The 14179-nt window shown below is 29.7% G+C and carries 12 protein-coding genes; all 12 read left to right on the forward strand.

Annotation, left to right across the window (positions count from 1 at the left end):
* Window position 1 precedes the first annotated feature (1 nt).
* The 12 genes from ACHBGV_RS04465 to ACHBGV_RS04520 all read left to right on the forward strand — a co-directional run bounded on the left by ACHBGV_RS04465 (window position 2) and on the right by ACHBGV_RS04520 (window position 13884).
* Window positions 2-1123 (forward strand): hypothetical protein, encoded by a 1122-nt coding sequence (locus ACHBGV_RS04465; RefSeq protein ID WP_394735718.1) that lies wholly within the window; start codon window positions 2-4, stop codon window positions 1121-1123.
* Window positions 1116-1715 carry a DapH/DapD/GlmU-related protein gene (locus tag ACHBGV_RS04470; RefSeq protein WP_394735719.1) on the forward strand — a complete coding sequence of 200 codons (600 nt, stop codon included), beginning with the start codon at window positions 1116-1118 and terminating at the stop codon, window positions 1713-1715. The genes ACHBGV_RS04465 and ACHBGV_RS04470 overlap by 8 nt, the downstream gene beginning before the upstream one ends.
* Window positions 1712-2896 carry a glycosyltransferase gene (locus tag ACHBGV_RS04475; protein WP_394735720.1) on the forward strand — a complete coding sequence of 395 codons (1185 nt, stop codon included), beginning with the start codon at window positions 1712-1714 and terminating at the stop codon, window positions 2894-2896. The genes ACHBGV_RS04470 and ACHBGV_RS04475 overlap by 4 nt, the downstream gene beginning before the upstream one ends.
* Window positions 2893-3810, forward strand: coding sequence for an ATP-grasp fold amidoligase family protein (locus ACHBGV_RS04480; RefSeq protein WP_394735721.1), 918 nt, complete (start codon window positions 2893-2895; stop codon window positions 3808-3810). The genes ACHBGV_RS04475 and ACHBGV_RS04480 overlap by 4 nt, the downstream gene beginning before the upstream one ends.
* Entirely contained in the window at window positions 3794-4765 is a 972-nt protein-coding gene (locus ACHBGV_RS04485) for a GT-D fold domain-containing glycosyltransferase (RefSeq protein WP_394735722.1), read from the forward strand. Before ACHBGV_RS04480 ends, ACHBGV_RS04485 begins: the two co-directional genes overlap by 17 nt.
* Window positions 4766-4774: 9 nt before the next feature.
* Window positions 4775-5776: a hypothetical protein gene (locus ACHBGV_RS04490; protein WP_394735723.1), complete on the forward strand. Its 1002-nt coding sequence runs from the start codon at window positions 4775-4777 to the stop codon at window positions 5774-5776.
* 2 nt (window positions 5777-5778) lie between these two features.
* Entirely contained in the window at window positions 5779-6885 is a 1107-nt protein-coding gene (locus tag ACHBGV_RS04495) for an EpsG family protein (RefSeq protein WP_394735724.1), read from the forward strand.
* Window positions 6886-6893: 8 nt separating this feature from the next.
* Window positions 6894-8273 carry a hypothetical protein gene (locus tag ACHBGV_RS04500; protein WP_394735725.1) on the forward strand — a complete coding sequence of 460 codons (1380 nt, stop codon included), beginning with the start codon at window positions 6894-6896 and terminating at the stop codon, window positions 8271-8273.
* Window positions 8274-8286: 13 nt separating this feature from the next.
* A complete protein-coding gene (locus ACHBGV_RS04505) occupies window positions 8287-9333 on the forward strand; it encodes an NAD-dependent epimerase/dehydratase family protein (protein WP_394735729.1) in 1047 nt (348 codons plus the stop codon).
* Window positions 9334-9662: 329 nt separating this feature from the next.
* Window positions 9663-11153 (forward strand): nucleotide sugar dehydrogenase, encoded by a 1491-nt coding sequence (locus ACHBGV_RS04510; protein ID WP_394735726.1) that lies wholly within the window; start codon window positions 9663-9665, stop codon window positions 11151-11153.
* Window positions 11154-11665: 512 nt separating this feature from the next.
* Window positions 11666-12808: a hypothetical protein gene (locus ACHBGV_RS04515; RefSeq protein WP_394735727.1), complete on the forward strand. Its 1143-nt coding sequence runs from the start codon at window positions 11666-11668 to the stop codon at window positions 12806-12808.
* A gap of 197 nt (window positions 12809-13005) precedes the next feature.
* Window positions 13006-13884, forward strand: a complete 879-nt coding sequence (locus ACHBGV_RS04520; RefSeq protein ID WP_394735728.1) for an Rpn family recombination-promoting nuclease/putative transposase — start codon at window positions 13006-13008, stop codon at window positions 13882-13884.
* The last annotated feature ends 295 nt before the right edge of the window (window positions 13885-14179 follow it).

The following is a 14179-nucleotide window of genomic DNA, read 5'->3' on the forward strand; positions in this document are numbered from 1 at the left end:
TATGAAAATAGCAATTATTAATTGTTTTGATACATATGAACACAGAGTTGATCTTTTGTTCAATTATTTTAGGAACAATGGAGATCGTGTAACTGTTTTTACTTCTGATTTTAAACATATTGAAAAAATGAATCGTGAAGTTGAAAAAGAGCATTTTATCTTTGTCAAAACAAAACCTTATATTAAAAATTTATCTTTAGCCAGACTTTTTTCTCATTATAAATTTTCAAATGATGTTTTTAAAGAAATCGATGGAAGTTTTGATTTAATATGGATATTAATTCCGCCTAACTCGCTTGTTAATCAGGCAATAAAATACAAAGAAAAAAATAATCAGACAAAAATTGTGTTCGATATTATTGATTTGTGGCCTGAGACTATGCCAATTGGAAAAATAAAATACTTATTTCCTTTTAATATTTGGAAGAATTTAAGAAATAAAAATTTATATAAAGCCGATTATATTGTAACTGAATGTGATTTATTTAAAACAAAATTACCATCTAATATTTCTCAAGATAAAGTTTCAACATTATATTTATCATATGGAGATGTAAAAAAAAAATACAGGAAAAAAATTACACTAAAATCTAATACCATTTCACTTTGCTATCTTGGTTCAATAAATAATATTATTGATATAAATATTATTTATCAAATTGTTTTTTCCTTATCAAAAAAATATGATGTTATTTTTCATTTGATTGGAATTGGTGAAAGGAAATCGGAACTTCTAGAATCGTTGAATATTGAAAATGTTGAAGTAATTGATCATGGTGTAATATTTGATGAGACTGAAAAAAATAAAGTTTTTGAAATGTGTCATTTTGGTTTAAACATTATGAAAAAAGAAGTGTTTGTTGGTTTAACAATGAAAAGTTTAGATTACTTTAAAAGTGGTTTACCAATTATCAATAATATTCAGGGTGATACTTGGCAATTTGTTGAGAAATATGGTGTTGGTATTAATACGACTAATGGCAATATAACTGAGAATCTTCTTGAAAATTATGAAAAAGATTATACAGATATTCAAGAATTTTATAATACTACTTTTTCAGAAGCACGATTTTTTGAAAATGTAAATAATATAATAGAAAATATTAGAGGAAATGATGAGTAGGTCTTCAAACTATAGTATTTTAGAGAAAATAGAAAATGTATTATTTTTGATTATTACGAAACTTTCAATTAATAAAGCTAGACTAATTCGATTTCCATTTGTAGTTAGAGGAAAAAAATACATTAATTTTGGAAACAATTTGACCGTAGGTAGATATTGTAGGTTTGATGTTTTAGGAGTACATTCTACTAAAATTTTAAAATTTGGAAATAATATTAATATTGGAGATGCGGTCAGAATATCTTGTATTGAAGGAATAAAAATAGGGAATAATGCGTTAATCGGTTCACGAGTTTTAATAATTGATAATTCTCATGGTTCATATACTGGTGCTGAGCAAGATTCTCCGCTCATTAAACCAAATGAAAGAAAATTAACTTCTAGCCCAATTGTAATAAAAGATAATGTTTGGATTGGTGACGGCGTGGTAGTCCAGAAAGGAGTTACAATAGGAGAAGGATCGATAATTGGTGCAAATAGCGTTGTAACAAAAAGTATTCCTCCTCATTCAATCGCAGCGGGAGTACCTGCAAATATTATAAAAATTTATTCTGACAAAAACCAAGAATGGGAGAAGTTTAACAATCTATGAAAAGTAAAATTATTAAAGGTTTGTTCTGCTTTGATGGTCCAATATATAAGGATAAAGATGGGAATTATTGTAGTATTACAATTAATAATCAAATGCTGAGTAGATATTTAGATGTCTGTGATCACTTGTATCTAATTGTTAGAACTTTTAATTCAGATAAATCTTTTTCTGAATTAAATATGCCGAAAATTGAAAATGATCGTATTACAATAATAGATACTCCAAATTATTATAGTTTAAAATATTTAATTAATAGTAGAAGTGAACAAAATAAAATTGAAGAATATGTTAAGCAATCTGATTTAATTTTTGCAAGGATGCCGAGTCAAACATCAAATATCGTTTTAAAAGTTGTTAAGAAGATGAAGAAGCCATATCTAGTTGAAGTTGGAGGATGCGCATGGGATTCTTTCTTTAATCATAGTTTTAAAGGCAAACTACTGGCACCGTATATGTATTTGGCAGAAAAAAATTATGTATATCATGCAGATTATGCCTCATATGTTACAAAAAATTTTCTACAAAAGAGATACCCTAATAAATCAAATAATCAAATCAATTGTTCAAATGTTTATATTCTTCCTGAAGTTAAAAATGTCAGAAAATACACTAATAACAGGCCGATAAGTATTGGAACGGCAACAAATTCTATTGATGTGAAATATAAAGGACAAGATAGTGTCATTCGAGCATTATCAATTTTAAAAAATAAATATAATGAAACAGTTTATTATGATATTGTTGGTCCTGGGGAAGGATTTCATCTTAAAGAATTAGCAAAGAAATTAAATGTTGAAAATCAAGTCAGGTTTCTCGGGACGAAGAATAAACTCGAAATGAATGACTGGCTAGCAAACTTAGATATTTATATTCAGCCTAGTAAGCAAGAGGGACTTCCGCGTTCAGTAATCGAAGCGATGAGTTTTGGTAAATATATTTTAGGTTCTTCTATTGCAGGTATACCGGAATTGATTGATCAAAATTTTCTCTTTAACCCTGGGAATTATCAACAAATTACAGCATTGATTGCTATATTTCTAAAGACAGAAACCTCAGAAATAAACAAAATTTCAATGTCAAATTTTGAAAAATCTTTAGAATATTCTGTAGATAAATTAAATTTGCGTCGAAAAAAATTTTTTAATAATTTCAAAAATTACGTAATGGAAGGCAATAAATGAGAAGAAGACTGACACCATCATATATATTTGCTAAAATTTTAGTTAGTAATAGTAAATTTTTTAAATATATTCCTGATAAAAAATATTTATCAATAGTTTATAAGGGATATACTGGACGACACTTAAATTATTCAAATCCAAAGAGTTTTAATGAAAAATTACAGTGGTTGAAACTTTATGATAAGAATGAAGAATATACTGACTTAGTTGATAAATTTGAAGTTAAAAAAATTGTTAGTGAAATTATCGGAGATGAGTATATTATACCAACACTAGGAATTTGGAATAATTTTAATGAGATTGATTTTAATAAGTTGCCTAGTAAATTTGTATTAAAATGTACTCATGATAGCGGTGGAATTATTATTTGTAGAGACAAGAAAACATTCGATATAAAAAAAGCCAGAAAAATAATTAATAGATCATTGCGTAACAATTTTTTCTACAGTGGTAGAGAATTTCCATATAAAAACGTAAAACCAAGAATTATTGCTGAAAAATACATGGAAGATTATTCTCAGAAATCATTAGTTGATTATAAATTTTATTGCTTTGATGGTATTCCTAAGTTTTTATATGTTTCTCAAGGTCTAGAAGATCACTCAACTGCGAGAATAAGTTTTTTGAATTTAGATTGGAGTTTTGCACCCTTTTATAGGAGCGATTACAATCATTTTGAAAGTTTGCCCAAAAAACCTAAAAATTTTGATAAAATGATTTCTTTGGCAAAAAAATTATCAGCAAATAGAATTTTTGTTAGAGTTGATTTATATGAAATAAATAATCAAGTTTATTTTTCAGAATTAACTTTCACACCTGGTAGTGGTTGGATGGCGTTTCAAGATTATCAACAAGATCTTGAGATGGGGAAACTCTTGCACTTAAATGAGGAAGATTATGTCAGTATTAATTAATATTCGGTCAAAATTATTAAAAAATTCAATTGGGAAAAAAATATTTTTGTTTTATCATTATTTATTTGCGGTTCCTTACTCCAAATTTAAATTGCTTAGATATTATTTAAAAAGAAATAACAAAGATTTTAAAAATTTAAGAAATGTTCGTTTTTTCACAAATGATGAGCTCTTTGAAAAGTTAATTAAAGAAAAAAAAAGTTTGGTTAGATTTGGTGACGGTGAAATTTCTTGGATTTATCAAAAATCTAAGGGTTATTTTGGGCAAGAAAACTCTAAGGAGTTAAGCGATAAACTTAAATATATTTTGACTACACCTACTGAAAAAACTATTCTTGCAATTCCAAATTTTTTCGGGAAATTCGAGGGATATTCTAAAAGTAGGATAGAATCAAAGAATATTCACTTAGGGAAATTTGCTGATAAATGGCTCAAGCTTTTGGACTTAGATTATATATATGGAGATGCCCTTGTAACAAGAGTTTATAATGGTAGATTCGGAATAGATTTTTCAAATGAATTTTCAAAATGGAAAAATGTTTGGAAAGACCGTGATATTGTAATTGTTGAGGGTGAAGGAACTAAGTTTGGAGTAGGGAATGATTTGTTAGCAGGCGCTTCTACAATAAAGAGAATAATTGCTCCTTCAGAGAATGCGTTTTCAAAATATAATACTATTCTTGAGTGCGTATTGGAATTGAAAAACGATGCTTTGGTTTTGATTGCATTGGGACCCACAGCAACTATTTTAGCTTATGAATTGACCGAAAATTATAATTTTCAAGCAATCGATATTGGTCACTTAGATATTGAATATGAATGGTTTTTAAATAATTCAAAAAAAGCATCTCCAGTAAAGGGAAAATATGTTAATGAAGCTGGAGGTATGTCACTTGAGGAATTAGATGTAGAAAGTTTAACAAGTTATAATGATGAAATTATCATAAGAATATAGGGCGTTAAAATGAATAAAGTAAATTTTTTAATTTATTCTGATGGTTTTAATGAACTTGATGAATATTTTTTCAAAGAAGTTGAGGAATGTGATAATATTATTGTTATAAAGAAAAATAGTATCTTTAATAATAGTTTTCTTCAAAAAATATTTAAAATACATACTTCATTTAAAATTAATAATTATATTAAAATACCTTTTCAGAGTGTTTGGTATAAATTTTTATATAGAAAATTTGATAATAATTATCCAACAATTCACATATTTTTTTCTTCTTGGTATTATCCTGACTACTTTAATTACATTAAAAGAAAGAACAGTGATGATAAACTTGTCATGTATTTTGGAGATACTATAAAATCCAAAAAAAAAGTTGTGAAAAATTTAGCAATTAGCAAACTAAAGTCAGAGGTAAATCAAATTTTCTCATATAATTGGGATGATGTGAGGGAGTATGGATTGAAATATTTGCCTGTCAGTTACTCTAAAATAAATGATTTTTCAATTATACCTACTAAAAATAAGCATGATGTGATTTTTATTGGTGCTTCAAGGGATAGATATGAGGAAATTGTAGATTTATATAAACAAATAAAAAATACAAATTTAAAATATTTCTTTTATGTTGTTAAAAGTAATAATGAAAGTGATTCATTTAATGATCCAAATTTTATTTTAACTAATAAAACACTTAATTTTTTCGATTATATGGGATATGTAAAAAGTTCAAAATGGATAATTGAATTACTTGACCCTGGAACAGTTGGTACAACTTTAAGATTTTGGGATGCAATTATGTATAATAAAGGTCTCATTACAAATAATAAGCAAGTAATGCAATCACAGTTTTATGATAGTGATAACATAATTATTTATGAAAAAAGTAATGATATCGACCTTTCAAAATTATTGAATGGAAAGCACATAGACTATTTTTATAATGGAGAGAATTCTCCACGAAAATTTTTAGAAGTGGTGAAGTCATCTTTATTTGATTTAAAAGAGGTATAATTTTGTTAATTTTTTTATACAGTATCGTGATAATAACAAATTTTATTTTTGCTTTTAAAGTATTTGTTAACCCGTTAAATAGATCAGTACATAAGAGTAATCTTCTTATTGTATTAATTACATTTATTCTATTTTATTTATTAATGGCGGGGTATAGAAATAATAGTGGACTTACAAATGATTTGCTAAACAACCAAGCAGAGTATAATTTAGTTAATAGTTTTAATATATCTAATTATGAACCGATTTTTGTTTTCTTGATGAGAGTCGGTGGATTACTAAGTTTAGATTTTTATAGCTGGAGAGCTCTTATGATTTTTATAGCTCTCTTAATATTATTTGTTTCATCATTAAAATGGACTCCAAATCCTCATTTTATTTTTGCAATGTTTGGTACTAATTTATTAATTCAGTCCTCACACTTATTTCGTAATTTTTTAGCATTATCCTTGTTTTTTATGGGACAATGTATATACAAATATTCTGAAAGTAGATATAGAAAAGTATTTTTCATTACATTGTTTATTTTTTCTGGTTTGATACATGCCTCGTTTCTACTATATTTACCATTGTTATTAATTGATACAAAAATTTTTAAATCTAATAAGCATATTATTTTTTATTCCGTATTTTTTTTATGCTTATTATTATTTTTCTTTGGTTCTCAAATTCCAGGGTTAAATTTTATTGCAAGTAAAATTGGTATTAGTAGATTAGATGTGTATTTGCAGAATAGAACTACATTCGGTTTTATCTTATTTATTTTATTACATTTGCTTTCATTATTTTCTATTTTCTTAATTAAGAAGAGGCATTTTTTGACAAAAGGAAATGAGATATCTTTTAATTTTCAATTGATATCTGTTATATATTATCCATTATTTATGATTGATGGTACTTTTATAAGGTTGGTGAGGAATCTACTATTAGATGTCTATTCTACACAGGGTGAATATTTAATTGATGATATTAAGGATAAAAGAAAGATCAATTATATATTTTTTATCATTTTCTTTAGTATCTCATGGGTTGTAATAAATTATTTTGTACAATCTAAACCTGAAATTATTTTTTACCCATTTTTTTCAGATAATATATATTTTAAATAAGGAATATTATGCAAAAAATTATCAGCAATAACATTGCTAAAAATGTATTGTTATCTCTTACTGCTCAAATAATCTCATTGGGAACAAGCTTAGTTATTAATTTATTAGTACCAAAATATATTGATGGCTTTCAATATGCATTATGGCAAACTTATATTTTATATGCCAGTTATACTGGTATTTTGCATTTGGGTATTTTAGACGGTATTACACTTAGATATTCAAAGTATGATTACAATGAACTAAATAAAGAGAAGTTTTCTTCAAATTTTTGGTTTCTTGTATTTATTCTCACTTCTTTCAGTACTTTAGGTATCTTAATTAGCATTTTTTTATTAAATGGAAACAATCAAATAATTTTTTCAATGGTATCACTGAGTATTATTACTAAAAATTTATTTATGTTTTCATCTAATTCCTTTCAAATTACAAATAGGATAAATTTGTATACCAAATTAGTTATTAAGCAACGTTTTATCTATGGTTTATTAACAATTTTATTAATCATTTTAAACCAAAAAATGTTTATTTTGTATTGTATTGCTGACCTCATATCTGATATTTTGGGATTTATATCAACTTTTTCAGAAAATAATGAGATTTATAAGTACTTCAATAATATTACAAATAATAAAGAAGAATTATTCGAAAATTTAAAATCTGGTATATCATTAATGATTGCAAATTTCTCAAGCAATTTTATTGTTGGATCTTCAAAAATTTATATTCAAACTTTTTGGGGGGCTATAATTTTCGGACAAGTTTCTTTTGGTTTTAGTATAACAAATTTATTTTTATCTTTTGTTACAGCAATTAGTATAGTTTTATTTCCATCTATAAAAAGAATGGATAAAAGTGAATTAACAGGTTTCTATTTTAAAGTTAGAAACCTGATAAGTCCATTATTATTTTTTGCCCTACTTTTTTATTTCCCTGGTTCAAAGTTTTTGTCATATTGGTTACCAAATTATCAACAAAGTTTAGTATATGCTGGTGTACTCTTACCAATAATAATATATTCAGTAAGAATTAGCTTATTAATAAATAATTATTTTAAAGCGTTTAGGTTAGAAAAAGAACTTTTAAAAATCAATCTTACTTCAATTGTTTTAGAATTAATTGGGTTATTTTTGATTCATTGTTTTTTCAAGAATGTTTTATTAATTTTGACTTGGACTGTAGTCGTAACAGTAATCAAGTCGATGTGGTCGGAGTTTATTATTTGTAAATTGTTTTCTGTAAATATCTTATTTGATAATGTATTAGAGATCGTTTTAATAAGTCATTTTATAATTTTTAACTTATTCTTTTCTTCCATTTATTCCTTTATCTTATATTTTCTACTTTTTTGCTTTTATCTTTTTTTAAAAATAAAATTTTTAAAATAAACTCGAGGTATATATTATGCACAAAACAATCCTAATAACAGGGGGTGCTGGTTTCATCGGCAGCAACCTAGTATTAGAACTATTAAGGAGTGACGAAGTATATCATATTATCGGTCTTGATAATATGAACGATTACTACGATGTGTCGCTAAAGCAATATCGTCTTGAACAGATTGAGCAACAGTTGATTCATAGTAAAAGCAAGTGGACTTTCATAGAGGGAGACTTGGCAGACAAGGATTTGGTCACTTCGATTTTTGAAGATTACCGTCCGAATATTGTTGTTAATTTAGCCGCTCAGGCTGGAGTTCGCTATTCCATTACCAATCCAGATGTTTATATAGAAAGCAATATTATTGGTTTTCAGAATATCTTGGAAGCCTGTCGTCACTACCCAGTAGAACACTTGGTATATGCGTCTTCATCTTCAGTTTATGGTGGAAATGAGAAGGTTCCATTTACTACAGATGATAAGGTGGATAACCCAGTATCTTTGTATGCGGCAACAAAAAAATCAAATGAGTTGTTTGCTCATGCTTATAGTAAGCTATATGATATCCCAACAACGGGGCTACGTTTCTTTACGGTCTACGGTCCGGCAGGCCGTCCAGATATGGCTTACTTCGGTTTTACTAACAAGCTGTTAAAAGGTGAAACGATAGAAATTTTCAACTATGGAAATTGTAAACGTGATTTTACCTATGTAGATGACATAGTAGAGGGTGTTAAACGTGTCATGTTTGGCGCACCGCAGAAGAAAAGTGGAAGTGATGGTCTCCCTATTCCTCCATATGCAATTTATAATATTGGCAATAGCAATCCTGAAAACTTATTGGACTTTGTTCACATATTGAGTGAGGAACTAGTTTTGGCAGGAGTATTACCAGCAGATTTTGATATTGAAGCACATAAGAAGCTGGTACCTATGCAAGCTGGAGATGTGCCTGTGACCTATGCTGATACTTCTGATTTGGAGAGGGATTTTGCTTTTAGCCCCTCTACCACACTCAGAGAAGGCTTACGCCAATTTGCTCAATGGTATAAAGAGTATTACAAATAGTTTTATTTTGCTATTGGGGCGATAGCCTTTTGGACAAAATCTGTCATTTATGGCAGGATTAGTAAGAAAGGACTAGTAAATAACATTCACTAACTTCGTGAGACTTGCATCTGGATTTTCCTCTTAGATTAAAAGGAGTTAATCATGATAAAAGACATTTATTCGATTTCATTGTTCAAACAAAATCTTAATTTGGATATAGTGCCAGAACTGTAGGAAGATGGATAATTTTCATAGGTGATCTTACTTTCTTTTTAATAACAATTATTTTGATTTTTTTAGTAACAAATGGTATACTTTGTATATCATTTTTTTGATGAGGTGAAATTATGAGTAACAAAGAATTTTCTCAAGAATTTCTTAAAACAATTATTTTTTCTAAAAGAAAAGAGTTAGGATATTCTCAGCAGGAACTTTCTGATTTGACAGGAATAAATAGGGCTATGATTAGCAAGTTGGAGCAAGGGGACTATCTACCGTCAATTCCTCAGTTGCTTACTTTGAGCAATGTGCTTGATTTTGAAATTAACAGTTTATTTGTTTCTGATTTTCCGAAGTCAATCGGCACTCTTCCGGCAAAAAAAATCGCTGTCGCAGGAACAGGCTATGTTGGGCTATCTATCGCTGTTTTACTAGCTCAGCACCATCAAGTCACAGCTGTGGATATTATCCAAGAAAAAGTTGATTTAATCAATGCAAAGAAGTCTCCTATTCAAGATGATTATATTGAAAAATATCTAGCAGAGAATGACTTAAATTTAGTAGCAACACTTGATGCAGAAAAAGCCTACAGAGAGGCAGAAATTGTTGTGATTGCTGCTCCAACGAACTATGATAGTGCTAAGAATTACTTTGACACAAGTCATGTGGAAGAAGTTATTCAAACAGTATTATCGGTCAACCCTCAAGCTTTAATGGTTATCAAATCAACGATTCCTGTTGGCTTTACCCAATCTATGCGTGATAAGTTTGGTACAGAAAATATTATTTTCAGTCCTGAATTTCTTAGAGAGTCAAAAGCCCTTTATGATAATCTTTATCCATCACGGATTATTGTATCTTGTGAAGATGGTGCGCCAGATTCGGTAGTAGAAGGTTCAAAGTTATTTGCTTCTCTTCTACAAGAGGGGGCTTTGAAGAAAGATGTGGAAGTGTTGCATATAGGGTCTACAGAAGCTGAAGCAGTTAAGCTTTTTGCCAATACCTATTTGGCCTTACGTGTTTCTTACTTCAATGAATTGGATACCTATGCGGAGTTGAAAGGGCTGGATACCGAATCGATTATCAAGGGTGTTGGTTTAGATCCACGTATTGGTGACCACTACAATAACCCTTCTTTTGGCTATGGTGGCTACTGTCTACCAAAAGACACCAAGCAGTTATTGGCTAATTACAATGATGTTCCGCAGAATATGATGACGGCCATTGTTGAAGCCAATAAAACAAGGAAAGATTTCATTGCCGATCAGGTGCTGAAAATGGCTGGTTATTATGATTACTCTGAACATGATAGCTACTCTCGTCAGCAAGAAAAAGAAATAACTGTTGGCGTTTACCGTTTAACGATGAAGAGTAATTCAGATAACTTTAGACAGAGTTCTATTCAAGGTGTCATGAAACGATTGAAAGCCAAAGGTGCAAAAGTTATTATTTTTGAACCAACTCTAGAGGACGACTCAACCTTCTTTGGTTCTAAAATTGTAAATGATTTGAAGAAATTCAAGTCTCAATGTCAAGCTATTGTAGCAAATCGTTATGATAGTTCTTTAGACGATGTGCAGGATAAGGTTTACACAAGGGATATTTTTAGAAGAGATTGAGATTGGTAAGTTTTCATTCTTCGAATAAAAAGAATAATCATAGTAGCGTGATGCTTAGTTGATTTTAGCTATTTTAGGTCTCTCATTATTAGCCTAATTTTAAAAAAAGTTTTAAATTATTTTTAAAATCTTTTATAGAAAATCGAGGATTTTGATGCAAAAATGTCATAATTATATTGAGAGATTTTATACTACTTTTCTCAATATTCCCAATAATCTTTGTGTTCGTTATCATGTGGGTGTAGGTAGACGATGTACCTATGATAGCAACAATTCAAGATAGAAGCTGACTATATTTACGGAGGTATATTCATATGATGATTCTTGGGGTAAGTTTTTTACTATTCATTTTGATACCAATCTTTGCTTGGTTAGTTTATAAAAAAGGTTGGAAACAAGTACTGAAATCAATATTTAAATTTTTGCTTATCTCGTTTTTCCTTTTGTTTAATTTGTTTATTCTAGCCAATGTTTCGTTGTTTCACTGGACCTTGATAACAATCGTATCCACAGTGACAGTTACATTATTTTCAAAAGAGATATTTCAAGCATTCTTTGGTATTGATCTTGATAAATCTCTCTATATAAAAATGACTTTATCAAAAATAGTTACTTTGTTAAAGCTATTTCCAGCAATTCTTTACCTGTCAATTTTTTTGACAATGCCTGAAGTTTCTACTTTTGGTGTGAAGTTATTCTTTGAAATTGATGCCAATAAAATTGTCCATATTACACAGTCCGAACAAAGAAAACTAACAATTATTCCTAAGAATGAAGAAAAACTAGAACTTGAAGCGGATGATAGGATTGAAATAGAGGCAAACGATATTCTTATTCTACATAACAACGATAAAAAACCAGAGATTCTTTCGAAGAGTACGAATTTTGAAATAGATAATTATAAGTGGTCCTATCAATTACGTTCAGTTATTGATACAGGTAAAGATAGAATTTATACTTTTTCTCCGAGTACAGATTCTTTCGAATATAAAATGGCACTATCTATGATTCGTGTACTAATCATTGAATTGCTTTGTCTGCTTGTTTATTTCATTACGACACTTATTCCACATTTCTATAGTAAGAAAATCCAATTTTTGCTTGGGTTAGCCCCGGAATTAAAAGACTTCCAAGGAGAGTGGTATCAGGCGGAAACCTATGATTGGTATCAGAAGAATTTTGTCTACAGTTTACCTTCCTTTGTGATTAAAGGTGAGACCTTGATTATTAAAGATCGTAAAATTGCAACACCAATATCATATAGCGGGGAAGGGATAGAGTTTGAAATTGGAGATACGAAGTATAGATTACAATTGAATGATGGTAAGTTAAACTATAATGATTATGTTTTTCTTCATAAGGATAGTTCTGAATACAAAGCGCTTAGAAAAAATTTGGATTCGAGAAATTTAAAGAAGCAATCAAGCTTTTTATTGAAACCTGTACTAGTTGCTAGCCCTCCATTTCTTAGGAGTGAGCATATTTATTTTGTGCAATTAGACCGATTAATTGCAACGCGAACAAAAGAAGCATGTTTCTCAAATATGGATGTTATCAGGAAGGAAATCATTTTACCAGATCATTCTCGTGTACCTTATTCAAGATATTCTGATAGATTTTATATAAATGGTAGAATTTATGAAATAATTGAGTGATATCTTACCCCGCTTAAGAACCTGTATTCAAAGTGAAGCACTCAACTGTGAATACAGATTCTTATAATATGTTAGTTTTTTTCCATTTGTGGTATACTATATATAGAAGGTTTTTCATTTTATTTCGAATTAAATAAGTAGGACCCAAAAACACCTGGTTCTACTATAAAGAAATCAAATGAAAAGGATGTGGTAGATTGAGACATACCCTATTAAAACCGACACAAGACATGGTTGCCAAGAAAATTTTTCAAAACACGGAAGTGACCAAAGCTTTCATTTCAGATATTTTGAACTTGCCTGTTTTAGAAGTTGAACTTTTGGATGGCCATCAGATTCGTTTGCCCAATGCCAGTCTTCCCAAAGGTTTCTACACTGTGACGGATATTTTAGTCAAATTGGATGATGGTACTCAGGTCATCATTGAAATCCAGATTGCCAAACAGAAGACTTTCGTCAATCGCTTGTGGGCATACATATGCACACAGGTACATGACAATGTTGAAAAAGCACGGCAAGAATACGGTCACACCCATTTCACTCACGAGAGGATTTACCCTGTTTACGGTATCGCTCTGTTAGAAAAGAATTATTTCAATGACGATAAGCCCTTCCACGTGTTTAGCCTGCGCGAGGAAGAAACAAATGAAGAACTGACAGTCAAACCAAAGACTAGCTCCAAACAGCACAGCCTCTTGAAAATAGCTTTTCTGGAGTTGGAAAAATACCAACCCGAAATCATTTCCGATTACGATATCAAAAAATGGTTTGAGTTTTTCGGCAATCGCAACTTTACCATTCAGCCCGATCAGATTATTTCCCAGGCTGAACACGCCCTAGATTTTACAACATGGACCAAGGAGGAGCAAGATATGTGGGATAAGCAATTGGATAGCCTTGAAGTCAGCTACGCTACCCTGATGACTGCACGTGAAGAAGGACGTGAAGAAGGACTTATAGATTCTGCACGTAATTTCTTGAAATCTGGTTTTCCGGCGGATGTAATAGCTGAAAATCTAAACCTCCCTCTTGAGCGAGTTCTTAAACTTCAAAGTGAGTTAACTGCCCATCCCTAACCCTCTGTTTTTCACGATTGTCTACCAAGCGAGGAATCTCTTGTAAAAGTGGATTTGGAAGCTTAGAATCATGGGTTAAAAATATTCACATAGAAGAGCAAATAGAAAAAAGTTCCAGAGTCGACAGGACTCTGGAACTTTTTCAATATATCTTGTTATTGGGGCTCTTTGTCAACTGTAGTGGGTAGATGAAAAGCTAACACCTAGAGAGGACGAACTTCGTTCTCTCATTTTTGATGTTTAAAGCAATATATATCTTGGTTTTAAAGTTCGTAAAGTTCCTAAAGCCAAACGC

This window comes from Streptococcus sp. A34 (assembly GCF_043674115.1).
GTDB classification, from domain to species: domain Bacteria; phylum Bacillota; class Bacilli; order Lactobacillales; family Streptococcaceae; genus Streptococcus; species Streptococcus suis_V.

Excerpts from the sequence above, each read along its gene's own strand:
- ACHBGV_RS04465 (WP_394735718.1), top strand. The coding sequence starts at position 2 with ATGAAAATAGCAATTATTAATTGTTTTGATACATATGAACACAGAGTT.
- ACHBGV_RS04485 (WP_394735722.1), top strand. The coding sequence starts at position 3,794 with ATGTCAGTATTAATTAATATTCGGTCAAAATTATTAAAAAATTCAATT.
- ACHBGV_RS04490 (WP_394735723.1), top strand. The coding sequence starts at position 4,775 with ATGAATAAAGTAAATTTTTTAATTTATTCTGATGGTTTTAATGAACTT.
- ACHBGV_RS04475 (WP_394735720.1), top strand. The coding sequence starts at position 1,712 with ATGAAAAGTAAAATTATTAAAGGTTTGTTCTGCTTTGATGGTCCAATA.
- ACHBGV_RS04500 (WP_394735725.1), top strand. The coding sequence starts at position 6,894 with ATGCAAAAAATTATCAGCAATAACATTGCTAAAAATGTATTGTTATCT.
- ACHBGV_RS04480 (WP_394735721.1), top strand. The coding sequence starts at position 2,893 with ATGAGAAGAAGACTGACACCATCATATATATTTGCTAAAATTTTAGTT.
- ACHBGV_RS04470 (WP_394735719.1), top strand. The coding sequence starts at position 1,116 with ATGAGTAGGTCTTCAAACTATAGTATTTTAGAGAAAATAGAAAATGTA.
- ACHBGV_RS04510 (WP_394735726.1), top strand. The coding sequence starts at position 9,663 with ATGAGTAACAAAGAATTTTCTCAAGAATTTCTTAAAACAATTATTTTT.